A 23352-nucleotide genomic window follows, 5' to 3' on the forward strand; every position below is an offset into this window, starting at 1 on the left:
CGAAGGTTTGACGTAACGGTCAATATTCTCTTTTGTAGAAATGAAATGTGTCTCCGAAATAAGTTCGGACAGGTTGCTTTTTAGCTAAGTAATCATTATAGAGCGCACCTAACTGTAAAAAAACACTATATGCATAATACTGTTGAAGTATTCTCACTGTTTACTGATTTTGATGTTAGTCTTTTCAAAGCAGGAAAACATTTTAAGTTATACGAAAAGTTCGGTGCTCATCATCTAGAAAAAGAGGAAAGAAAAGGAACTTATTTTGCCGTTTGGGCGCCTAATGCCCGATCAGTCAGCGTAATTGGTGATTTTAATGGATGGAACCCCCATTTGCACCACTTATATATTCGATGGGATGCCTCTGGTATTTGGGAGGGCTTCATTCCTGACGTGCCTTTAGGGGCCAATTATAAGTATCTTATCAAGACGGCAACCGGAGAAAATCTGGAAAAGGGAGATCCCTTTGCTTTAGTTTGGGAAACACCGCCAAAAACTGCTTCTAAAGTCGGTACCACCTGGTATGAATGGAAGGATCAGGATTGGATGGAGAAACGGCATCTTCACAATGGTTTGGATAGGCCTATATCTGTATATGAATTACACCTGGGGTCTTGGATGCGAGACCCCGAGCATCCTGATCATTTATTAAGTTACGGGCAGATTGCTGATAAATTGGTACCCTACATTAAAGAGGCCGGTTTTACGCACGTAGAGTTTATGCCTATCATGGAGCATCCTTACTATCCTTCATGGGGTTATCAAGTAACCGGCTATTTCGCCGCTAGTGCTCGTTACGGTCCACCGCAAGAACTCATGTATCTCATTGAGCAACTGCACCGGAACGATATTGGTGTATTTCTCGACTGGGTTCCTTCACACTTTCCGGGGGACGCTCACGGGTTGTATCGATTCGATGGATCGCATTTATACGAACACCAAGATCCACGACAGGGATATCATCCCGATTGGAGCTCCTATATCTTTAATTATGGACGAAATGAAGTTAGGGCCTTTTTGATAAGTAACGCAATATTTTGGCTGGACCGATTTCATGCGGATGGTTTAAGGGTAGATGCGGTGGCTTCTATGTTATATTTAGATTATTCGCGCAATGCAGGTGAATGGATCCCGAATGAATACGGTGGTCGTGAGAACTTGGAAGCGGTGAGTTTCCTTAAAGAACTAAATGAAGCCGTTTATGCAAATTTTGCTGATGTGCAAACAATTGCTGAGGAATCGACGGCTTGGCCAGGAGTTAGTAGACCTACTTTTACCGGTGGTTTGGGATTTGGCATGAAATGGATGATGGGGTGGATGCATGATACCTTGAACTACTTTAAACAGGATCCCGTTTATCGTAAGTATAATCATCAACAGATAACTTTCAGTACCGTATACGCCTTTCATGAGAATTTTATGCTTCCCTTGTCGCATGATGAGGTTGTGCATGGAAAACATTCGTTAATCTACAAAATGCCCGGGGACGAATGGCAACGTTTCGCAAACCTCCGGGCGTTATATCTTTATATGTTTACGCATTCGGGCACTAAACTTTTATTTATGGGAGGTGAGTTCGGACAAACTGCGGAATGGGATTACAACCAATCGCTAGATTGGCATTTGCTCAATTTTCCGCCACACGAAGGCTTATTTCGTTTTGTGAAAGATTTAAATAATTTATATAAGACGCAACCCGCTTTATATGAAAAAAGTTTTTCGCCGGAGGGTTTTGAATGGGTAGAATTAGGTGACCATGAAAATTCGGTGCTTGTTTATTATCGGAAAGGGAGATCGGAGAAGGATGACTTGGTTGTTATATTAAATCTGACACCTGTAGTGCGATATTATTATCGTATCGGTCTTCCTCATAAAGGAACTTATGAGGTACTATTGAATTCAGACGATAAAGTATATTTTGGAAGTGGAATTAACTGCGAGCCTATTAAAGCCGAACCTTATCATTGGATGAACAAGGCCTATTCGGCGAAGTTTACGCTACCTCCATTAAGTGGTTTAGTTTTGAAAAGGACAAGGTAAAACGAAAGAAAAATGCGTGTAATTCATTTCGCCGCGGAATGTTATCCTGTGGCCAAAGTTGGTGGTTTAGCGGACGTGCTGGGTTCTTTACCCAAATATCAGCGGAAGGCTGGAATTGAATCCTCCGTTGTGATGCCTTTCTATAACAAGACTTTTGTACAGAATAATGAGTTCGAAGTTCTACACGAAGGTAGCATCCAACAAGGCAATTCCTCTTACCATTACAGCGTTTTACGAGAACGCAGCAATCTGCTAGGCTTTGAGTTAATTTTGATTAAAATACCTGGCTTACTTGATCGGGAGGAAGTATATAGCTACCCGGATGAAAGCGAACAATTCTTGGCTTTTCAACATGCCGCTTTGGATTGGCTATGTGCAACTTACCAACGGCCCGACATTATACACTGCCATGATCATCATGCAGGTCTGATTCCATTTTATATTGAAAATGTGGATCAATTTAACTTGTTAAAGGGTGTTCCAACAGTTGCCACCGTTCACAATGGACAGTATCAGGGATGGCTAAGCTGGAATAGCGCTTCGCTCATGCCCACTTTTGATACGTGGCGATGGGGCTTGCTCGATTGGAACGGATTAATTAACCCCTTAGCAGCCCTAATCAAATGTTGTTGGGCTTACACGACGGTTTCAGAAGGATATTTACATGAGTTATACGTAAGAGCTAATGGTTTGGAGGGCCTTTTTGAGGCTGAAAGGACGAAGTCATATGGGATTGTAAATGGGATTGATACAGAGGTTTGGGATACGGCTACCGATCCCATGCTTGAAAATAATTTTTCACCAGCTGCTGTTAAGAAGGGTAAAGAAAATAATAAGAGCATCCTGTGTGATACTTACGGTATGGACGCAAGTCTACCATTGTTTGTTTTCATCGGTCGTTTTGCTTTGGAGAAGGGAGCTGATCTATTAGCATCTGTTCTCGTATCTGTTTTAGAACGGTTTGAAGGAGAGGTTAATTTCTTCGTTTTAGGATCAGGAGATAAGGGCATCGAAGCGTCATTATTAAAAATACGCGAACAATTTTCACAACATTTGGCCTTGTTTATTGGTTATAATGAAGAACTGGCTCACCAAGTATATGCCGGTGCAGATTTTTTATTGATGCCGTCTCGAGTTGAACCCTGCGGGTTAAATCAATTGTATGCTATGCGTTACGGAACGGTGCCTGTAGTACATGCAACAGGAGGGCTGAAAGATACCGTGGTAGATATCGGTCGAGAAGGGTATGGTGTCTTATTTAATGACATTAGTGTTAACGGGGTTTGCGAGGGCATTGAACGCGCTTTGCACTTTTGGCGTCAAACGGACCAAAAGCAGCAGACTGCCCTAAGGAAGAAATTAATGAAGCTCGACTTTTCCTGGGAAAAATCGGCAGCCAAGTATACAGATTTATATAAAAAACTAATTAATTAATATGACTCCAAAGGTAATATCCATCGTGCTAGGAGGGGGGAGGGGTTCCCGGTTAGCACCCTTAACTGATAAACGGTCAAAGCCGGCGGTGCCAATTGCCGGTAAATATCGCTTAGTCGACATACCTATTTCCAACTGTTTGAATTCGGGATTCAATCGAATTTTTGTATTGACCCAATACAATTCGGCATCACTAAATACGCATATTAAAAACACTTATAACTTTAGTGTTTTCAGTAAAGGATTCGTTGATATTATCGCTGCCGAACAGACGATTGAAGGAGATAAATGGTTTCAGGGAACCGCTGATGCCGTGCGGCACTCTTTACGTTACATGGTCAATCACGATTATGATTTTATCCTTATTTTATCGGGCGATCAACTCTATCAGATAGATTTCCAAGAGATGATTGAATTTCATATTAGTAAGAAAGCAGAAATCACCATTGCCACGATCCCCGTTAACGCAAAGGACGCTACTTCTTTTGGTATATTGAAATCTGATGATGAGGGGCATATTACCTCCTTTATAGAAAAGCCTAAAACAGAATTGCTTGTTGACTGGAGTTCGGAGGTAAGTGACGAAATGAAAGATGCGGGAAGGGTTTATCTCGCTTCGATGGGAATTTACGTTTTTAGTAAAGGGGTACTAAACGACCTGCTAACACAAAATCAGGGATTGGATTTCGGTAAAGAACTGATACCTGATGCAATTACCGATCAAAAGAAAGTGATAAGCTATCAATATGATGGCTATTGGACTGATATTGGTAACATTGATTCTTTCTTTGAAGCTAATATTGGTTTAACAGATGAAATACCTGCCTTTAACCTCTTTGATAAACAGAGTATTTTTACAAGACCTCGTATGCTACCTCCATCTAAAATGGCTGCGACTACGCTCTATAACGCTATTGTGGCGGATGGTTGTATTATTGCTGCGAAGGAAATCGAACGCTCGGTTATCGGCGTCCGTTCTAGGATAGGGAAGGGTACGGTTATCAAGAATACCTATATGATGGGGAGTGATTTTTATCAAAACCTTGAAGAGCTTGAAGATGCAAAGAGAACTAACAAGCCCATTGTTGGGGTTGGAGAAGATTGCTATATTGACACGGCAATTTTAGATAAGAGCTGTTCAATCGGTAACAATGTACAGATTAAAGGTGGCCCACATCTGCCGGATGGAGACTTTGAAACCTATACGGTGAAGGACGGCATTATCGTTATTAAGAAACGAGCCGTGATTGCCGATAATACGATTATCGGTTAATTGTCGGCCAACTCGCAGTTAGCTAACGATCGTATCAGCTAACTGGCACATCAAATTCAGTACAAAATATTCGTTAGCATTAACGACTATTTTGTACTTTTGTTTTTTAATGAAAGTTCCTCAGATTGTACTTCATTCTTCAATGAGTTTTATAACCCCATCGGTTATATTAAAACAATTTTTCCCTTTTTGCACGATGTTGTCAAGCTTTTCACTGAAAGCCACTGACACTTTATATTTATTTGTCAAAAAACGTATTGTTTTACATGGATAAAATACTGATAAAGTCTGCCACGTTAGCCTTTCCCGGACATGAAAAAAATGGTCAAACGCTAGATGTTCTCATCAATCGGGGTATAGTCGAGGCCATTGAAAATAAGAATATCATAAACGACGAAGATGCAACGGTTATTGACGCTAATGGACAATACTTGGCTCCGGGATTTTTCGATTTAAACGTAAATTTAGGCGAGCCGGGATTGGAGACAAAGGAGACGATTGAAAGCGGTTGTGCCGCTGCTGCGGCAGGTGGTTTTACCGGATTAGCGATGCAACCTAACACAGAGCCTGCCCTACATAGTAAAGGAGAGATATCCATGGTTGTAAATTTAGCGAGAAATCAACTGGTATCTCTTTACCCGATTGGAGCTATAAGTAAAGGGAGAACGGGTAATGATCTGGCAGAGCTTTATGATATGAAGTTAGCGGGAGCTGTTGCTTTTTCCAATGGCAATAAAAGTATTCAACAGGCAGAACTAATGAGTAGAGCACTCCTCTACTGCAAGGGATTCGGTGCACTGATCATGTCTTTTGCGGAAGATGCTTCGATTGCAAATCACTCAAAAATGAATGAGGGTGTTATGAGTACCTATTTGGGAATGAAGGGAAATCCCGGGCTTGCTGAAGAATTGATGATATCGAGAGATTTATCGCTCGCTAATTACCACAACACTGTTATTCATTTTAGCACAATTAGTACAAAAGGGAGTGTATCCCTGATAAGGGAAGCCAAGCAGAAGGGAATACAGGTCACTTGTGACGTCGCCGCTCATCATCTGGTTTTAACGGATGATCGTGTCGCCGGTTTCGATAGTAATTATAAGGTGAGCCCCCCGTTGAGAACAGCAGAAGATATACAGGCATTGAAAGAAGGGCTATTAGACGGTACGATCGATGCGATTGTTTCTCAGCATACGCCCCATGAAGTAGAATATAAGCGCGTAGAGTTTGAAATTGCAAAAAATGGTATAATCGGCCTTCAAACTACTTTGCCTTTGCTACTCGAAGCACAATTATCAATCGATTTAATAATAGAAAAAATTTCAATAAGGCCGCGCGAGATTTTATCGCTTCCGACGCCATCTTTGACCGTTGGAGCTGCTGCGAATTTAGTTTTGTTTAATCCGAAAGAAAATTGGACCTTTGATATAAATACAAACTATTCCAAATCGATTAATAGTCCTTTTTATGGCGCTACTTTAATGGGCAAAGTAAATTTGGTGGTGAATAATAATAAAGTATATAGTACACTAAATTAATATGATGGACGCACGTATTGAGAAAGCATTAACTGCTGCACTTTCTGCTTTTGATAAGATAAACGGAACAAACGAGGTTTTTCGAACGAATTTATTCGCAGCTTTTAATAGCGATGAGAGCTATATGCAAAAGGTGGATTTGTTAGACGAATGTTTTGATGCTTATCCTTCTTATGAAGATTTAAGGGAAATTGCGTTCGACCTCTTGCTGATGAACTTTTTTGCAGCAGATGTCGAAAAATTGGAAGAGGATTATCTCGAATCGGAGGAGTGGGAAGATATTGAAGAGCAGACTATAGATCGGGGAACCGAGTTGCTCAATTTACTGTTATACTTAAGAGAATGCATTGATGAGGAAATCGAGCCGGAGTTAAGTGATTTTCTAAAAGAATTCCTGTTGGTAGATGAAGATGAATTTCAAGATGAACATCGTATTTATGAACCGATGATTGCCAACCAAATATTAGTGGAGAGCAATTATAAAGAAATAAGTCGAGTAGCAGCTAATCTTGGCGAGGAGCAAGAGCTGGCTGGGCTGTTTTATCCGATAATGAGCTTCTTTGCTGAACAGAATCCATCGGAAAGCCAATTTACCGAATATCTAAGAGCTAGTGGCGATCCGTCAATGGACGCAGCGGTTTATGCACTTATAGTGGCCTATAATAAAAACTAAAAGTAAATGGAAAACAACAGCTTATTACGGAAAGAAGGAGCTAAGTTAGGGATTGTAGTGGGAATACTGATGATTGTATTAACCATTATTCCCATGTACTATTATGCTTCCAGTTCCTCGTTTTGGATGGTCATTATTGGCCCGGTCATCACCGGCTTTTTTCTTCCTTTAGTATTAGCTATTTTATTCACATTTAGATTGCGAGGAACTATCGGCGGCTATTGGAGTTTTAAGCAAGCTGTAATCGGTGTTTTTTCCATGTTGCTTGTGGCAAGCTTTATTTCCTCAGTCTCCGGATTTGTTTTTGAGAAGTATATAGAGCCTGATATGAGAGAACGCTATATGCGTAACATAGCGAATAACTCAATTGAGTACATGGAGAAATCAGGTGCTGATGCTGAGCAGATTGACACGCAACTGGAAAAGATAGATGAGCAAATAGAAAAGGCAGGTGAAGTTAATATTGTTAATACATTGCGTGGTTTTGCGATCTCTACTATTGTTGTTTTCGTGATTGCTCTAATATTTGGTGCTTTATTTAAGAAAGAACGACCCATATTTCAAACAATCTCTGAAGAACCTCAGGAATAAACCGATAAACAAATCATTTGATAATTGCTTATTAACACATGGATATATCTGTCGTCATACCTTTGTACAATGAAGTTGAATCTTTATCTGAATTGGTGGCTTGGATTAAACGGGTAAATGATGAGAACAGCTTCAGTTACGAAGTGATTATGATAGATGACGGTAGCACAGACGGTTCATGGCGTGAAATTGAGGTGCTAAAATTAACCTATCCTGAAATTTATGCCATTAAATTTCGGCGGAATTATGGAAAATCAGCTGCATTGAATGTCGGTTTTGCAGCTGCATCGGGCGATGTTGTTATCACCATGGATGCTGACTTACAAGATAGTCCGGATGAGATACCGGTTCTTTTTCATCGAATAAAAGAGGAAAAGCTGGATTTATTGTCGGGATACAAACAAAAAAGGCATGACCCTTTAAATAAAACGCTGCCTACCAAACTTTTTAATGCGGTGACACGCAGGGTTTCAGGTATCAATAACTTACATGATTTCAATTGCGGGCTGAAGGCTTATCGAAAGGATGTAGTTAAAAATATAGAGGTTTACGGAGAGATGCACCGTTATATCCCCGTTATTGCAAAATGGGCAGGCTTTACAAAAATAGAAGAACAGGTTGTAAAGCATTATCCTAGGAAGTATGGCACGACCAAATTCGGTTTCAGTCGATTTATCAATGGTTTTTTAGACTTACTGTCAATATTTTTTGTTGGCAAATTTAGTAAAAGACCGATGCATTTTTTTGGAAGTCTAGGTGTACTGAGTTTTATGGGGGGCTTTATTATGACTCTTTGGCTGATTTCGGATAAACTGATCAGCATATCGAAAGGTACCTCCTATCGAAATGTTACCGATCAACCTTTGTTTTACATTGCTCTAGTTGCAATTATAGTAGGTACGCAGCTATTTTTAACCGGCTTTATTGCTGAGTTGGTCTCGCGCAATGCACATGACCGAAATAATTATCAAATAGAAAAAGTGATCTAGATAGCTTTTATTTTCCGCTATGATTTTCTTTTCAATTATTATTCCTTTATATAATCGACCGCAAGAAATAGACGAGCTTCTGTTTACACTGGTACAGCAAGGCTATCCTGAATTTGAAGTGCTGGTGATTGAGGATGGATCTACAAATAGTGCCGGGAAGATCGTTGAAAGCTACCGGGATAAACTTAATCTTCGATATTTTTTCAAACCCAACGAAGGGCAAGGTTTCAGTCGAAACTTTGGTTTCGAACGTGCAAAGGGAGATTACTTTATTGTATTCGACTCTGATTGTTTGATTCCGGCTAACTATCTACAGCTGGTTAACGATTATCTATCTCTTCATAAGTTGGACGCTTATGGCGGTCCCGATGCCGCACATGCGTCGTTTACACCCATTCAGAAAGCTATTAGTTATTCCATGACATCGCCCCTTACTACCGGTGGGATTAGAGGGAATAAAAAGCATATCGGGCAGTTTCATCCTCGAAGTTTCAATATGGGCGTTTCCAGAGAGGTGTGGGAGGCCGTCGGTGGATATAAGTTGACTAGATTAGGGGAGGATATAGAATATAGTATACGGATTCAAAGAGCAGGATTTAAGATCGGCCTAATCCCCGAAGCCATTGTCTATCACAAACGGAGAACTGATTTTAGTCAGTTTTATAAACAGCTTCATTTTTTTGGAAGGGCTAGAATTAATATTTACAAGCACTTTCCCTCAGAGCTGAAACTTGTTCATTTTTTTCCGGCACTTTTTACGCTATTTTTAATTTTTACCGTCGCACTGAATTTTTTACAAGGTTTTATTTTGTTTAGAATTCCATTAGTTACATGGTGTTGTAATTTTCTGCTAGGGGTCTATGTCTTATTACTTTTTTTCCACGCTTGGTCTCAGAGCAAGTCGCTTAGGGTGGCGGGCCTTGGTGTGGTAGCTGCTATGATTCAATTAACTGCCTATGGTTTGGGATTCATGCAGGATTTTTGGAAAAAAGTGATATTAAATAAAAAATAGTAAGTAATTTATCCAAGCGCAACGATTTTATTGTTTAAATCCTCGATATTAAAAGGTTTTGCTATATAATCGTCAGCACCAACTTCGGATGCTATACGTTCGCTTTCTCTGCCAGCGGAAAACATAATGATCGGTAAGTGAGCAGTTTCTTTATTGTTCTTTAAAATTCTCACAATTTCGTCCCCCATTAATAAGGGCATCCAGATATCGATTAACAGCAAGTCGGGCTTTTCCGATGAAATTCTTGGAAGCAAACGTGAGCTATTGGACTCCAGTAATACCTGATATCCATAGCTTTCCAATAATAAGCCCGTAATGTCTAATATGCCTTCATCATCATCACATATCATAATTTTCTTTATCATGATCTTGGTATTTTAGGGGTAATGTAAAACTAAAGGTGGCGCCTTCTCCGATTGTACTTTCAACCCAAAGGGTTCCTTTATGTTTTTTTATGATCTGGTTGCTTATATACAGACCGACACCGATGCCGGGATACTGTTTCTGTATTTCGTCCACCCGATAAAAAGAATCAAATATTTTCTTCTGATATTGATGGTCTACACCCAAACCATAATCGGTAATTGAAACTTTTATGAAATCACTTAATCGTGAAAGATGTATATTAATTGATCTATTGACGGGGGAAAATTTAATGGAGTTAGTTAATAAGTTTAAGATGACTTGCTCCAAGCGCAGTCTATCTCCTATATAATAATTACTTGCTGCTCCCTGAACCTCGAAATGGTTATCATGATATTTTCCTCGTAATTTATCTACGACCTCTAAGATCATTGCGTCAAAGTCAAATGCCTGTTTGGTAAGTTCTATTCTTCCGGTTTTAATTTTGGATGCATCCAAGAGGTCAATAACCAGATGCTCCAATTTGTCTACATAAGATTTTGTTTTATTGAGTGTTCCCTTAAGTGTTTCGCTTGCATCAGGAGGAAGCATCCGTTGTGTTAATTGTAAACTCGCTGTAATGGCTGTTAACGGAGTTTTAAGTTCATGACTGGCTGTACTTAGAAAGTCATCTTTTCTTTTCTCGAGCTCCCGTAACTCCGTTATATCGCTAATCGCTAAAATGATGTTTGCATTAGTCGTGTGTGATATAAAATGAGCATCAAAATTCAATACTTTTTTTCCGACACGAGTTGGAAAGTCTTCCAACAAATAATCCTTTATGCTCGTTTTTTTTGAGCTTAATTGCTCGGCGAGGTTTTGTAGCCCCATAGTGTTCCACTTCCCGTTGTCGATGCCCAGGATATGTTGGTCCAGTACCTCGTCCTCGGCAATATGGAAAGTTTTAAGGAAAGATCTATTGACCTTTATAATATGAAGATTCTCCGTCAAAATCAACACGGAATCCCTAACCGTGTCTATTACGGCCGTCAGGAGACCTTCATCATCCGATAGATTGTTGTCATGTTCAACTAACGTTTTTTTTACTTTAAGTTTTTCTACTCGGAGCTGCTGATTGGTTAGTTTTAAGCGAGTAACATCGTTTTGAACACCAATATAATAAGTAACATTATTTTCCTCGTCTCTTATTGGTTGTAAGCGAAGTTGATTCCAAAATAGAGATCCGTCTTTTTTATAGTTTTTTATTTCTATTTCACATGGCTGCCCCAGATGCAAGGCTGTTTTGATGACTTTTTTTTGTTCTTCGTTGTCATCATTGCCTTGTAAAAAACGACAATTATGGCCAATAACTTCATTGCGCGAATAGCCAGTGAGCTCTTCAAATGCCTTGTTGCAGTAGACAATGGGATAATCGGGCTGCGAGCAATCGGTTATTACTACACCGACTTTTGTAGTATCTAAAGCGGTTAGTAGCAGATCCAATTCCCTATTGTAAGTACGAGCGGAAAATGAAAATTTATTTTCGTCAATTTGCTTCATACATTAGCAGTATAGTATCCTATGCCTAGCAAAATAGGAGATGTTTTGTATAATAAAGTAGTCAAACTCCCCCACTTTCTATTTACAACTTAATATTACAAACTTCAAACCAAAGTAATTTAATGGTAAATTTACGTAAACGAAAGATGCTTGAATTGCTCACATTCTATACAAATTAAATATGAAAAAAAATATCATGGATAATCATGCAAGGGGAGGGATTGACAGTTGATAAATGAGCCTGTTCAACGTGAACAAAAAATTAACAAAAAAATGATAAATGGATTTGGTTTTAAAAATCAACTTGTTGAGTGTTTTTAAGGCTTGTTTTGTGGGTTAAAGCTGAGATTTTGGTTGAATATTTGATAACAAGACATACTGAGTTGCGATGGCCAACGTTATAAAAATAATTCAATACGATTATTTCTTGAATGGGTATAGAAACACGTATGGAGTTGTTGTTTTGGATTGTATCGGAATAAATTAATAAAAGAAGCGTCTATTCAGTGAATGACGATTGGTCATTGTGGCTTTGCCCGCTTCAAAATTTTAAAAGTAAGACTGATATACTTGCATAAACCACCGCTTAAAGTAGGTGATAAAATATGCGAGTTGATGATTATCAAAAAAATAGGATTTAAAATGAAGAATATTCTTTGCGTAGATGACGATACGGATTTCGCGGCAATGGTTGCGGATATACTAAAACCGGAGGGCTACGATGTTAAAATAGATACAGGAAAAAATATGCACAGTATTTTGAGAACCGGAAAGTTTGGGTTGGTTCTACTAGATGAACGCCTCATGTGGATGTGGGGTAGTGATTTGTGCATGGAATTAAAGCAGAATCCGTTAACAAGCCATATTCCGGTTGCGATGGTATCCGCTTCCGATGATATAGCAAAAATTAAAGAGCGATGTGGAGCAGAAGCCTACGTGAAGAAACCATTTGAGCTAATGCATTTTTTGCATTTAGTGGACGAATTATATTTGTATAAAGATGAAGTCGCCTAAATAGTGTATACTTGAATATATTTAGAAAGTATGAGCAACGGACAATATCGTAAGGAAATTTTTAGAGGACAAAATGTAGGGATTATCCTGAAGAAAGATCAGCGTACGGGGAACATTACTTATGGCTATGTCAAGGATATTTTAACATCGGCCACCTTTCATTCCAGAGGAATTAAAGTTCGACTCGAAGATGGGCAGATCGGAAGAGTTGCCGAAATCTTGGAAGATTAATAGAATAAATACTAAGCGGGTGTCTCCTATGCTTGTCAAAGACAAATGTAGGAGACACCTTCGTTTTATAATAGCCGAGCAATGAATAATTCAATATAAACAGCAGGATTTTCCGTCTCTTATTGCACTTGTTATTAAAAAGAGTTATTTTTCTTGCATGCAAGAATATCTTTTATTTATTGACACGGAAACAACGGGGCTACCCAAAAAGTGGACGGTAGGATATTCTACAAAAGATAATTGGCCAAGTGCCGTTCAAGTCGCTTGGATTGTGTTTACAAAGGACGGAAGGGAAATCAAGCGAGAAAATTTCTATGTGAACGAAGACGATGTGGTGGTTAGTCGGCAAGCGCAATTAGTGCATCGGATAAAGGATTCATACTTAAGAACGTTTGGAGTACCGCGTTGTGCCGTAATGGAAAAACTCAGCAGTGATCTCCGGCAATTTAAACCTCTAGTCGTGGGGCACTTTGTCGCACTCGACTTTCATGTATTGGGAGCGGATTTTTATCGCTGCGCTATGGAAAACCCACTTGGCGATTTACGCCTATTTTGTACCATGTTAGCGAGTTCCGGATACGTTAAAAAACCTTGGATAAAATACCTCCGTTTAAACGAACTCTACCAGGAACTTTTTGAAAAGGAGCTGGAGAAGGCCCATAATGCTTTATTAGATGCAGACGCCACAGCAAAGAGTTATTTTGAGCTGGTCAAAAGAAAAGAAGTTACAGAAGAAACAATTGAAGAACAGCAAGTCAAATTATCAAAACAACTGATTCTTGATAAGTCACCATGGAGCATATCAACGGTGTTAATAATTTTGTTTTTTTTGATTGCTTTAATTGTCTGTTCGTTAGTTTTCAAGCGTTTATAAGTCGTTTATATGCACTTCAATTAATGACTATAGTTTTATAGAAAAACTCATGGATAATACAAAAGAACAAGCCCCTTCATTTGATGAAAGTTACCTGATGCCTGAACAGGTCTATTCGAGAAGAATCAGTGATATAGCTTTCAGGGAGCTGGTGACCTGCAAAGAAAGCATGCCGGTGTACGAAGCCGCCCGTATTATGGCTGCCAATAAGGTTAGTTGTTTGTTTGTCACCAGTGAAAGTGGAAATATCGACGGCTTCATTACTGATATAACGTTGCGTGATAATGTGATCGCGAAAAAAGCTGATCTTACTAAACCTGTGTATTATTTTATGGATCGCGCCATTGAGTCAATTTCCATCGATACCTATATATATGAAGCGCTGCTGACGATGTATGAAACAAAATTACGCTATTTGCTGGTAGAGTCAGAAGGCAAATACGTAGGATTTGTTAGCAGAAATAAATTGATGAGTGAACAAGCTCAATCGCCATTAGTCTTTATTCAATCTGTAAAATTAGCTAGAACGAGTATCGAGTTAAAAGAGAAGTGGTCTCGTGTTCCGTACATTGTCAATCAGTTATTGAGTAAAGGTGTACAAGCTGAGATTGTTAATCAATTAATAACCGCTATTGCTGATACAATTGCGCAGAATGTAATAGAAGAAGTGTTGAGCGAAATGAGCAATCCACCCTCTAAATTCGTTTTTATGGTGTTGGGAAGCGAGGGACGTAAAGAACAGACTTTGAAAACAGATCAGGATAATGCGCTAATTTATGAGGATAAGGCGAACGAACATCGGGAAGAAGTTCGGAAATGGTTCCTTGAGTTTGCGCAAAAAGTGTCTGATCGATTGCATTTTGTAGGCTTCGCGTATTGTACGGGGGGCTATATGGCGAGTAATCCACAATGGACACACTCCTTATCGCATTGGAAGAGCAATTATAAAAAATGGATGGAGGAATCGCTTCCGGAGACTGCCATTAAATTTTCGACTTTTTTTGATTGCCGATTGATTTATGGAGATAAAGCAATCATGGATAATCTTCGAGACTTTCTAGATGTAGAGCTTCAGCAGCCTTTAGAGAAGTTTTTTGTGTATTTGGCTAAAAATGCCTTGCAATACGTGCCGCCATTAACGTTCTTTAAACCAATTAAGACGATAACAGTACAAGGCCGCGAGGTCTTTGATATTAAAAAAGCGATGACCCCAATCGTAGACTTGGTGCGTGTTTATGCTCTACGGAATCGGATTTTTTTAGAGAATACCGGAGAACGAATGAAAATGTTGCGAGATATGGGCGTGTTCACTGAAAATCAATATCAGGAATTAAGCTTATCTTATTATTACTTAATGACAATGCGTCTAAAAAATCAGGCGGTGCGCATGATCGTTGATAAGGGTGAGCCGGACAACTATATTGATATTGATAAGATTACACGTATTGAACGTGTTACCTTAAAGGAAATTTTTAAGACTGTGGAAAATTTCCAGTCGGGTATACGTATTAAGTTTACCAATAATTTATTAGGATAAAATCGTTGATCTTATACAACCAGATTTAACAACAGAACACCGATGAGGCCGACGATGGCAACAATGGATTCCATTACCGACCAAGTTAGCACGGTATCTTTGATTGTCAGATTAAAGTACTCCTTAAACATCCAGAAGCCTGAATCATTGACATGTGAGAAGGCTAAACTACCTGCGCCGACCGCTAGCACCATCAAATTAGGGTCAGTTCCAGTGGATTGAATCAGTGGTAGAATCATCGAACCGGTCGTCAATCCCGCTACAGTTGCCGATCCGACGCATATTCGTATAATAGCCGCTATTAACCAACCTAAGGCAAGCGGCGGAACCGGAAGTGCTCTCAATGAAGTAGCAATCTCCTCGCTTACACCGGTTTGTGTAAATACTTCTTTGAGCGCTCCTGAACCGGCAATAATCAAAATGATGGTAGCAACGTCCTTCACCGCTTGCGTACAATGATTCATTAAATCGTCCATTTTAAGTTTTTGAACGACTCCCAAGGAGAAAAGTGAATAAAAAAATACAATCATCAAAACCACCGATGGCGAACTCAGAAATATTAATAGCTGTTGAACTGTTGGACTCAACGTAAATACATGTTGGATAAATGTCGTTGCAATTAGTAGTATAACGGGCAACAATGCCGTAAAAAAGCTATTAAAAGTGCCTGGTAATTGATCATCGGGTAAGTCTTCTGAAATGAATGTCTGTAAGGGTTGCGATGGGATTTTTTTGAGAAATTGTGCAAAGAAAGGACCGGCGATAATGATAGCCGGTATAGCAAGAGCGAAGCCATATACAAGCGTTAAACCCATATTGGCGTTGAATTGGATAACCAGTGCGGAGGGTGAAGGATGAGGGGGTAAAAAGCCATGCGTAACCGACAGCGCTGCTAACATAGGCAAGCCAATGAAGACCGCCGGAAGTTTATATTTATAGACTACCGAAAAAATAAGAGGCACCATCAGCACAAAACCTACTCCGTAAAAAAGTGGAATACCGATGATAAAGCCAACAATCATCATGGCCCACTGAATTTTTTTTTGCCCCACCCACGACATCATCACCGCGGCTATTTTTTGCGCAGCACCGCTTACAGCAATGATTTTACCGAACATGGCTCCAAACGTAATTAATATTAGTAAGGATGATAAAATATCGCCAATTCCTTTCTCTAATGTTGTCGCAATTTTATCAATAGATAAGCCTAAAGTAGCTGCGGCAAAGATTGAAACGAGTAAAAAGGCAGGGAAGGGATGTACTTTGAATGTATTAATCAGTAGGATTAACAAGAAAATGGATAGGGCAATGTAAACTAGGGTCATTGGTGTCTGTTTTGTTGGTACTGTGTTAGGCAAATTAACAGAATTGTTTTATTTATAAAAATAATGAACGAATATTGTTGAGAATATCTTTTAAAGTCAAGATGGCAAAGAGTTTTGATTGAGAAGCCATGCTCCCAACTGACCGTAAAATTGGTGGTACATCATTGGATATGATAAAAAGGCGCTCATTTTTTGAGCGCCTCTGTTGTTTAGTATCCCGGATTTTGCTTCAAATTTGGATTAATGGCAATTTGCGTATTCGGAATCGGATACAATTCCCGGTTTGGGTCACTACTAGGTCTGTGATCCCACCAAGCGGCTGTTGTATACTTTCCAAAACGAATAAGATCGGTACGTCTTTTTCCTTCAAAAATAAATTCACGACCTCGCTCAGCCAATAATTCATCTAGTGTCAAGCTTGCCGTTGTATATTGTGCAGCAGGCCAATCTTCGGCGGAAAAGGCTCGTTTTCTACTTTCATTAATTAAATTTACTGCCTCTTGGGTGGCAACACCGCCATTTTTTCGCATAATGGCCTCTGCTTTATTAAAGTATATTTCGGTAAGACGATAGATCATATAGTGGTTTTCACGATAGTTGGCATCTTGTAAGGTCCCGGATTTATATTTATTGAATCTAGCTCCACTATTTTCTTCTCCTTGTGCCATACCGCCTGCGCTGGTTAAGTCTCCCTCGCTTTCACGGCGGATACTGTTTACAAAAACAATAGGTTTTCCGCTCCATTCTTCCGTGCCTAACACCGGTGTTTGTGTGCCATATTTGTATTGTGGGCCGAACAAAAACCACTCTTTCTTGCGTAAGTCGTTTTCAGTGTAAGCATCAAAAGCGGTTGGTATCACTACGAAGGCATTCCATCCGCCGTATCCGACATTAAGTACATCTTTCATATAATCATAGCCCATAAAGAAGCCGCCCCAATCAAATGCGAAACCTCCTTTTTGACTATATGCAAATTGAAAAAGAGCCTCTGTTGCACGTTGATTCGTATTACTAAATGTAGACGTCAGATCAGCAGCCAGGTTAGGACCACCCCCTAAGCCGCCCCCTTCACCATTTAAAACCTGATCACAGGCTGCAATACACTCGTCCCACATGGGCTGTCCTACCCACTTTTCAGCATTAAGATAGAGTTCTGCTAGCATGGCGTATCCCGCAGCCTTGTTTACTCTTCCAATTAATGCATCCGAAAGCGGTAATAAATTAGGAACATTTTCTTCAAGCTCCTTTTGTATGAAAGCAAAGACTTCCGTACGTGGTTTGGTCTCTGGATTGGCTATTTCTTCAGACACTTCTTCAACAATGGGTACATTGCCCCATAATTCCATTATTTTCATGTAATTATAAGCGCGAAGTACCTTGAGTTCTGCAATGATCGCATTCAGTTCGTCAGGCTCCATACCTACCTTTTCTGGTGGGGTTGCTTGAATCCGATTGAGCGCGTTGTTAACATAACCTAAGCCTGTCCACATTCCAATCCAAGCATCGCGTGTGCGAGATTCATTGTCTGTCCATGTGTGATAATGCTGTCTAAAATGATCTCCTGCATCATAGCCATGTCTGCCTTTTTGCGGCCAGGCCAATTGATCAGACGACAATTCCGAATGGTAGTAATAACCACTGCCTCCGGTAGGCGCTAGCCATGATTGCATATGGGTCATTGGGCGTAAGGCCGCTTGCAATACTTCTCTTCTGTTGTTGAGAAATTTATCGTTGCTTATTTCGCTATAAGGATTTTCGTCCAGTTTGGTACAAGCTTGATAGCTCATTGCTATCATACCAAATACAGAAATATATATAGATTTTTTTAGGAGTTGTTTCATCTTTTTATGTTTTTAAAATCCAACATTTACACCAAGCGTGAATGATTTGGTTCGAGGATAGAAACCACGACCGTCTATACCTGTCGTAAAACCAGTGTCTTGAATTTCAGGGTCTATTCCACTGTAGCCCGTGAATGTTGCTAAATTTCTGCCGGCAGCGTATATTCTTAAATTTCTTATATAGTTCGAACTCAATTTGAATGTATACCCTAAAGTGACATTATCCAATTTTACAAAATCACCTTTTTCTAAGTAGTAATCCGAGTATTGCGGATCATCGTTCAGCTGGTTATGGGTAGTAATGGCACTTTTGAAGATATTATTTGGAAGCCATTTCTTGTTTCCAAAATACATTTCTTTGGTATTCAGAATGTCAAAACCGAATTTACCCCTGAAAAATACCGTAAGATCAAAGTTTTTGTAGCGTAATGTATTATTAAGGGATAGATTGTATTTCGGAACACCATTTCCGATTATGGTAAGATCGTCGTTATTCATTTCACTGGTAGTTGCCACCGATCCATCAGCTTTATAAAATTGCCATTTCCCATCGTCTGTGAAGCCCGCAAATCGTTTTCCATAGAAATTACCAACCTTACCTCCTTCTTCAAGACGAATGGCGTTTCCAAGATTGCCTGGAGAGGGCAGCCCTCCGAACTCAAGGAAATTAGCCTGAAATACATCACTTGATAACTGTTTTAGCCGGTTATTTTGCAAGCTACCAGCCAAATCGATGTTCCATGTGAAGTTGTCTTTTTTAACCGGGGTGCCGCTCAGTATCAATTCAACGCCTTTGTTCGTTATTGAGCCCACATTCATTAAGATCTTGTCGCGAACGAAAGATGGTTGCTGCGCATTATAGTCATATATTAAATCCTTCGTTAAACGGTTATAAACATCTAATGAACCGGAAAGTCTATTGTCTAATAAGGCAAAATCCAAACCGAAGTTCCACTCGGCTTTGCGCTCCCACTTAAGGTTAGGATTGGCGTTTCTTGCTGGGCCAAATGTTTGATAATAAGTTCCATCCATTAAGTATGTGCCTCCAGTACTAAGCGTAAGCAGGGATTGGTAATTACTTATATCTTGATTGCCTGTAACACCATAGCCAACTCGTAACTTTAAATTATTGACAAGTGTTGTATTCTTTAAAAATTCCTCTTCACTGATGGTCCAACCGATAGATGCCGCGGGAAAGTTTCCCCATTTATTGTTCTCACCAAAGCGGCTAGAACCCTCTCTCCGAAGAATAAATTGTGCAGAGTATTTTCCTAAATAAGAATAGTTTATTCGACCAAAAAAAGCTACAAGCGTATTGTCATCTTTAAAACTGCCCATACCCGGGCGAGGCAGTAGCGTGTTATTAATAGCGCTACCACCACCAAGATTCCAATCCAACATGGCGTCATTAGTAAAGCCGTTATTATTCACATTAAACTTTTCTAGCGTATTATATTGATAACTATAGCCTATTGTCGCGTTTAACGAATGGTCATCTGCGATCGTAGTGGTATAGTCGAGCGTCGATTCGAAGGTCTGCGACCAGGTGAGGTAGTTCGCTTTAGCGGCATATCCCATCCCCTGATATTCAGAATTTTGCCGTTGATCCCAATCATTGATCGAGCGATACCTCCGATCGTTATATTCATCCCGAACATAGGAGCCAAAGGCAGAAGCTTTTAGGCCTTCTATAATGTTGTAGGTAAATCGAGCATCACCACTGATAGTAGATTGATTACGTTCAAAAATGCGGTTCTCTAATCTGGAAAGGGGATTATAATTGTTAAAGCCTTGGGTCTCTAAAAAGGAACCATCGGGATTTCTAATCGGAGCCGTCGGATTTCGCTGTATCGCTTGTTCAAAATCAGAACCCGTTGTCTTTCCGTAATCTACCGAGTTGATATCGTCATTTACGCCGCCACCCAATAAGTTCGCCTTACTTAAGTTGGCTGCTAAGTTAAATTGCATCTCCAGTCGATCTTGCAATCCCTTTTGATTCACATTAACCCGTCCGCCAAATTGCCGCCTCCCATTTTCTTTTGCAATCCCTTGTGCGTTGTTAAAATAAAGTGACGCACGGTAATTCGACTTTTCACTTCCTCCTGACGCTGCTAAGTTATGGTAATGGCTAAAGTTGTCTTTGTTTACCAGCTCGTCGTATAAGTCTGTGGATCCGCCTAAATCCAAATCCTGAGCGATTAATCCCTGATTGATCAGATCGCGGAATTCGGATGCTGATAGATACTCCGGCTTTTTATCTACTGACTCATGCTGTATATAAGTAGAGTAGTCATACCTCGGTTCCCCTGCCTTACCCTTTTTTGTGGTAATTAAAATTACGCCCGCATTTCCGCGTGTACCATAAATGGCAGCAGCGGATCCATCTTTTAAAACTGAGAAAGATTCGATATCATCTTGTTGCAGTAAATCCAGGTTACCTCCCGGAATACCGTCGATAACGATCAGCGGTGTCGTGCCTCCTTTTAATGAATTAATCCCTCTTAACTGAATTGAAGTAGTCGAATTTGGATTGTTCCCTTGTGTGCGCGTAATATTCAAACCAGCTACTTTTCCCTGGATTAAATCCATGGGTGATCGTGTTCCCCCTGCATTGAAGTCTTCGGCCTTCACATTAGCAACCGCTGAATTGATTTCGCTCCGCTTTTGTGTACCGTATCCCACAACAACGACTTCCTCTAAATTATTGCTCTCCTCCCGTAAGGATACATTGACAATACTTCTATTACCAACAGGTTGCTCTGCGCTTAAATAACCTAAATAGCTAAACACCAGCACATCATTTGTTGAAGCTTCGATCTGAAAGCGGCCCTTTTCATCAGTTGTTACTCCTTTTGATGAGCCTTTTATTAAAACCGAAACTCCCGGTAAAGGAGCTTGATCTGTTGCGCTCGTTACCGTTCCGGCGATTGTCTTCTGCTGTTGTTTGAACGAGCGGGTGGTCGATTTGGAAGCGAATCTACTTGACGCTTCGGCAAAAGATGGGACGCCTGGCATCCCAATGGAAATTAACAAAGCCAAACTTCCCGTTAAGGCCATGCTTTTAATTGGTCTGTTTTTTTGATTGGTCATAAATGTTTAATAATCAAGTTTATAAATTGATCGGTGAGCAAAAAATCAAGTCAATAAATACTCACCTCACTAAATCGCTTTAGTAAAATAATCGAAAAAAAGGCCTTGGTTACCCTAAGAAAATGTAGATACGCTAAACTGTTTTAGTTTTTTTATCATAGTTTAAATGGTTTTTGTTAGTTTATATAGTTTCAAAAGGCTAACTTCTTAAGAAAAAAATTAATATCAAAGAGTTTTTGCTAATTTGTGAAATGTATACACAACTAACAATATTATTTGGCAAGTAGATTGACGGTAATGCACACTCTTTTTGTCATGAATAAAAACGTTGCTCGTGATCATAGAGGAGGGGTAAAAAAAACAGCAATTTTCCAAAAGGAAAATTGCTGTTTTGCATTTATCTAAAGAAGCCTTAAAAACTGCGCTATCTTTTGACTCGGTGCGATGAGTACGACCCCATTACCATCCGGGATTATTTGGCGCTAAATTAGGATTCGCCTGAAGTTCTCGTTGAGGTATTGGTAATAATAAGTACTTTTCTGTCCAAGTGGTACCGCTTTCGTTTCTATAACCTATTAAGTCAACAAAGCTATTAGCCGCTAAGTTATAGGCTTTACGCGTCCGTTGGATGTCGAAATAAGCTTTATTTTCATAGCATAGTTCGTGATATCTTTCACGCCAAACAGCTTCCCTAAATTGGCTTTGTGATAAGCCACTTAATGGTGCCAATCCTGCTCTTTGTCTTACTTTATTCAAAGAAGCATAGGCTGCGTCGGTAGGTCCATTAACCTCATTTTCAGCTTCGGCATGAATTAAATATACTTCCGGCATGCGGATTAATGTAAAGTTGATATCCGGTGTTAAGTCGCCATTAACACCCGAAGAAGCTTCCAACCAATATTTATATAAGGCTGGTGGAAAGGTAATAGTTCCGGTACCATTTTTTGCCCTTGGGGCACTGGTAAAGAAAAATCCGCGTTCGGCGCTACGTTTATCACCCGCTTCATAACTGTTAACAAACTCTCGACGTGGAACCAATGAACCATATTCATCACCGTGTCTAGAGATTGAGGAATTATAAGGAATAATCATTTGGGTGATGTTATTTTCCGCTACACCGCCCAGGTATTGTACCTGTAAAATGAATTCCCCTAAATTTTTATTCGGTCTATCGTGGAGAAACTCCAAATTACTAAACAAGGGATACCAGGCATCACCCTGTGTAGTTACTTCGGCTGCTTTGGCCGCTGCTAACTGATAATATTCAGTACCCTTATTTAAAGGATAGCCCGCCATTGTAAGATAAACATTGGCCAATAGTGATTTAACTGCCCCTTTAGATGCTCTTCCCGTCCGGTCTACATCTGGTATAGAAGAATTTTCAGCAGCTGTTAAATCATTGACAATAAGCTCATATATTTCTTCTTTATTGGCTCTTTGAGGGCGCAATTGACTATCGTCTGTTGGATCAACCGGCTGTGTTACCAATGGGATATCCCCAAACAGTCGGGTAAGAAAGAAATAATAGTATGCACGCAAAAAATGAGCTTGACCCATCAAATTAGATTTTTGAGTGTCATTCATATCAATCTGCGGAATGCGGCTTATTGCTACATTGGCATTTGCTATACCTTCATAAAAGCCTTGCCAATAGCTGTAAAAGCCGGGGTTCTCGGTTCCGGTTGTGTGGTTGATAACACCCAAGTTAAAGTTACTTTGTGAATTTGTCGAAGCATGGCCAACGAGTAATTCGAGGTTTATCCAGGGGCTCTCACCATAACCAATCCCATCACCGCTTGTGTTGGCTCTTAAATTGGTGTAAATACCGTTAACAAAGGTCTGAGCTTGTGTTGCATTCTGAAAATAGCTATCCTGTGTTGGATTACTCTTGTTGTTTTCATCCAGGAAGCTCTCGCTGCACGAACTCGCTGTAAGTAAAGTTGCAGCTGCAAAGATGGATATTATAGATTTTTTCATCGTTCTTTCGT

The 23352-nt window shown here is 39.8% G+C and carries 18 protein-coding genes; 12 read left to right on the plus strand and 6 right to left on the minus strand.

Annotation, left to right across the window (positions count from 1 at the left end; genetic code table 11):
- The first annotated feature begins 129 nt into the window (after nucleotides 1-129).
- From glgB to E0E36_RS14285, 8 genes are all read left to right on the plus strand, one after another.
- The gene (gene glgB / locus E0E36_RS14250; RefSeq protein WP_130856499.1) at nucleotides 130-2040 is read left to right on the plus strand and encodes a 1,4-alpha-glucan branching protein GlgB; all 1911 of its coding nucleotides are present in this window, start codon (nucleotides 130-132) and stop codon (nucleotides 2038-2040) included.
- Nucleotides 2041-2052: 12 nt separating this feature from the next.
- Nucleotides 2053-3474: a glycogen synthase gene (locus E0E36_RS14255; protein WP_130856500.1), complete on the plus strand. Its 1422-nt coding sequence runs from the start codon at nucleotides 2053-2055 to the stop codon at nucleotides 3472-3474.
- 1 nt (nucleotide 3475) lies between these two features.
- A complete protein-coding gene (locus tag E0E36_RS14260; protein WP_013668323.1) occupies nucleotides 3476-4747 on the plus strand; it encodes a glucose-1-phosphate adenylyltransferase in 1272 nt (423 codons plus the stop codon).
- Nucleotides 4748-5013: 266 nt separating this feature from the next.
- On the plus strand, nucleotides 5014-6285 hold the full coding sequence (locus E0E36_RS14265) for a dihydroorotase (protein ID WP_130856501.1): 1272 nt from the start codon (nucleotides 5014-5016) through the stop codon (nucleotides 6283-6285).
- Nucleotide 6286: 1 nt separating this feature from the next.
- Nucleotides 6287-6958: a hypothetical protein gene (locus E0E36_RS14270; RefSeq protein ID WP_130856502.1), complete on the plus strand. Its 672-nt coding sequence runs from the start codon at nucleotides 6287-6289 to the stop codon at nucleotides 6956-6958.
- A 6-nt stretch (nucleotides 6959-6964) separates the two neighbouring features.
- Nucleotides 6965-7549, plus strand: a complete 585-nt coding sequence (locus tag E0E36_RS14275) for a DUF4199 domain-containing protein (RefSeq protein ID WP_013668320.1) — start codon at nucleotides 6965-6967, stop codon at nucleotides 7547-7549.
- A gap of 38 nt (nucleotides 7550-7587) precedes the next feature.
- Nucleotides 7588-8538, plus strand: coding sequence for a glycosyltransferase family 2 protein (locus tag E0E36_RS14280; protein WP_130856503.1), 951 nt, complete (start codon nucleotides 7588-7590; stop codon nucleotides 8536-8538).
- A 22-nt stretch (nucleotides 8539-8560) separates the two neighbouring features.
- Nucleotides 8561-9550, plus strand: a complete 990-nt coding sequence (locus E0E36_RS14285) for a glycosyltransferase family 2 protein (RefSeq protein ID WP_165447012.1) — start codon at nucleotides 8561-8563, stop codon at nucleotides 9548-9550.
- A gap of 8 nt (nucleotides 9551-9558) precedes the next feature.
- Here E0E36_RS14285 and E0E36_RS14290 read toward each other — a convergent pair whose 3' ends face one another.
- Both E0E36_RS14290 and E0E36_RS14295 read right to left on the minus strand, forming a co-directional pair.
- Nucleotides 9559-9915, minus strand: coding sequence for a response regulator (locus E0E36_RS14290; RefSeq protein WP_013668317.1), 357 nt, complete (start codon nucleotides 9913-9915; stop codon nucleotides 9559-9561).
- Nucleotides 9890-11452 (minus strand): PAS domain-containing sensor histidine kinase, encoded by a 1563-nt coding sequence (locus E0E36_RS14295; RefSeq protein ID WP_130856505.1) that lies wholly within the window; start codon nucleotides 11450-11452, stop codon nucleotides 9890-9892. Before E0E36_RS14295 ends, E0E36_RS14290 begins: the two co-directional genes overlap by 26 nt.
- Before the next feature lie 642 nt (nucleotides 11453-12094).
- Here E0E36_RS14295 and E0E36_RS14300 point away from each other — a divergent pair.
- The 4 genes from E0E36_RS14300 to E0E36_RS14315 all read left to right on the plus strand — a co-directional run bounded on the left by E0E36_RS14300 (nucleotide 12095) and on the right by E0E36_RS14315 (nucleotide 15108).
- The gene (locus E0E36_RS14300; RefSeq protein WP_157622309.1) at nucleotides 12095-12466 is read left to right on the plus strand and encodes a response regulator; all 372 of its coding nucleotides are present in this window, start codon (nucleotides 12095-12097) and stop codon (nucleotides 12464-12466) included.
- Nucleotides 12467-12496: 30 nt separating this feature from the next.
- Nucleotides 12497-12697: a YwbE family protein gene (locus E0E36_RS14305; protein ID WP_013668314.1), complete on the plus strand. Its 201-nt coding sequence runs from the start codon at nucleotides 12497-12499 to the stop codon at nucleotides 12695-12697.
- 157 nt (nucleotides 12698-12854) lie between these two features.
- Nucleotides 12855-13571 carry a 3'-5' exonuclease gene (locus tag E0E36_RS14310; protein WP_013668313.1) on the plus strand — a complete coding sequence of 239 codons (717 nt, stop codon included), beginning with the start codon at nucleotides 12855-12857 and terminating at the stop codon, nucleotides 13569-13571.
- A 49-nt stretch (nucleotides 13572-13620) separates the two neighbouring features.
- A complete protein-coding gene (locus E0E36_RS14315; RefSeq protein ID WP_013668312.1) occupies nucleotides 13621-15108 on the plus strand; it encodes a DUF294 nucleotidyltransferase-like domain-containing protein in 1488 nt (495 codons plus the stop codon).
- An 11-nt stretch (nucleotides 15109-15119) separates the two neighbouring features.
- Here the strand turns inward: E0E36_RS14315 and E0E36_RS14320 are convergent, their stop codons facing one another.
- The 4 genes from E0E36_RS14320 to E0E36_RS14335 form a co-directional block, all read right to left on the minus strand.
- Nucleotides 15120-16433: a gluconate:H+ symporter gene (locus E0E36_RS14320; protein WP_013668311.1), complete on the minus strand. Its 1314-nt coding sequence runs from the start codon at nucleotides 16431-16433 to the stop codon at nucleotides 15120-15122.
- Between the two features lie 209 nt (nucleotides 16434-16642).
- A complete protein-coding gene (locus E0E36_RS14325) occupies nucleotides 16643-18274 on the minus strand; it encodes a RagB/SusD family nutrient uptake outer membrane protein (RefSeq protein ID WP_130856506.1) in 1632 nt (543 codons plus the stop codon).
- A gap of 12 nt (nucleotides 18275-18286) precedes the next feature.
- Entirely contained in the window at nucleotides 18287-21364 is a 3078-nt protein-coding gene (locus tag E0E36_RS14330; RefSeq protein ID WP_130856507.1) for a SusC/RagA family TonB-linked outer membrane protein, read from the minus strand.
- Nucleotides 21365-21823: 459 nt separating this feature from the next.
- Nucleotides 21824-23341, minus strand: a complete 1518-nt coding sequence (locus E0E36_RS14335; RefSeq protein WP_207303765.1) for a RagB/SusD family nutrient uptake outer membrane protein — start codon at nucleotides 23339-23341, stop codon at nucleotides 21824-21826.
- Between the last annotated feature and the right edge of the window lie 11 nt (nucleotides 23342-23352).

It is taken from the genome of Olivibacter jilunii (assembly GCF_900607235.1).
In the GTDB taxonomy this organism is placed as follows: domain Bacteria; phylum Bacteroidota; class Bacteroidia; order Sphingobacteriales; family Sphingobacteriaceae; genus Olivibacter; species Olivibacter oleidegradans.

Bases quoted from the DNA above. Each gene is read 5' to 3' on its own strand.
- E0E36_RS14255 (WP_130856500.1), top strand. From the start codon at position 2,053: ATGCGTGTAATTCATTTCGCCGCGGAATGTTATCCTGTGGCCAAAGTT.
- E0E36_RS14315 (WP_013668312.1), top strand. From the start codon at position 13,621: ATGGATAATACAAAAGAACAAGCCCCTTCATTTGATGAAAGTTACCTG.
- E0E36_RS14300 (WP_157622309.1), top strand. From the start codon at position 12,095: ATGAAGAATATTCTTTGCGTAGATGACGATACGGATTTCGCGGCAATG.
- E0E36_RS14275 (WP_013668320.1), top strand. From the start codon at position 6,965: ATGGAAAACAACAGCTTATTACGGAAAGAAGGAGCTAAGTTAGGGATT.
- E0E36_RS14310 (WP_013668313.1), top strand. From the start codon at position 12,855: ATGCAAGAATATCTTTTATTTATTGACACGGAAACAACGGGGCTACCC.
- E0E36_RS14270 (WP_130856502.1), top strand. From the start codon at position 6,287: ATGATGGACGCACGTATTGAGAAAGCATTAACTGCTGCACTTTCTGCT.
- E0E36_RS14280 (WP_130856503.1), top strand. From the start codon at position 7,588: ATGGATATATCTGTCGTCATACCTTTGTACAATGAAGTTGAATCTTTA.
- E0E36_RS14260 (WP_013668323.1), top strand. From the start codon at position 3,476: ATGACTCCAAAGGTAATATCCATCGTGCTAGGAGGGGGGAGGGGTTCC.
- E0E36_RS14265 (WP_130856501.1), top strand. From the start codon at position 5,014: ATGGATAAAATACTGATAAAGTCTGCCACGTTAGCCTTTCCCGGACAT.
- E0E36_RS14290 (WP_013668317.1), bottom strand. From the start codon at position 9,915: ATGATAAAGAAAATTATGATATGTGATGATGATGAAGGCATATTAGAC.
- E0E36_RS14330 (WP_130856507.1), bottom strand. From the start codon at position 21,364: ATGACCAATCAAAAAAACAGACCAATTAAAAGCATGGCCTTAACGGGA.
- E0E36_RS14320 (WP_013668311.1), bottom strand. From the start codon at position 16,433: ATGACCCTAGTTTACATTGCCCTATCCATTTTCTTGTTAATCCTACTG.
- E0E36_RS14325 (WP_130856506.1), bottom strand. From the start codon at position 18,274: ATGAAACAACTCCTAAAAAAATCTATATATATTTCTGTATTTGGTATG.
- glgB (WP_130856499.1), top strand. From the start codon at position 130: ATGCATAATACTGTTGAAGTATTCTCACTGTTTACTGATTTTGATGTT.
- E0E36_RS14295 (WP_130856505.1), bottom strand. From the start codon at position 11,452: ATGAAGCAAATTGACGAAAATAAATTTTCATTTTCCGCTCGTACTTAC.
- E0E36_RS14305 (WP_013668314.1), top strand. From the start codon at position 12,497: ATGAGCAACGGACAATATCGTAAGGAAATTTTTAGAGGACAAAATGTA.
- E0E36_RS14335 (WP_207303765.1), bottom strand. From the start codon at position 23,341: ATGAAAAAATCTATAATATCCATCTTTGCAGCTGCAACTTTACTTACA.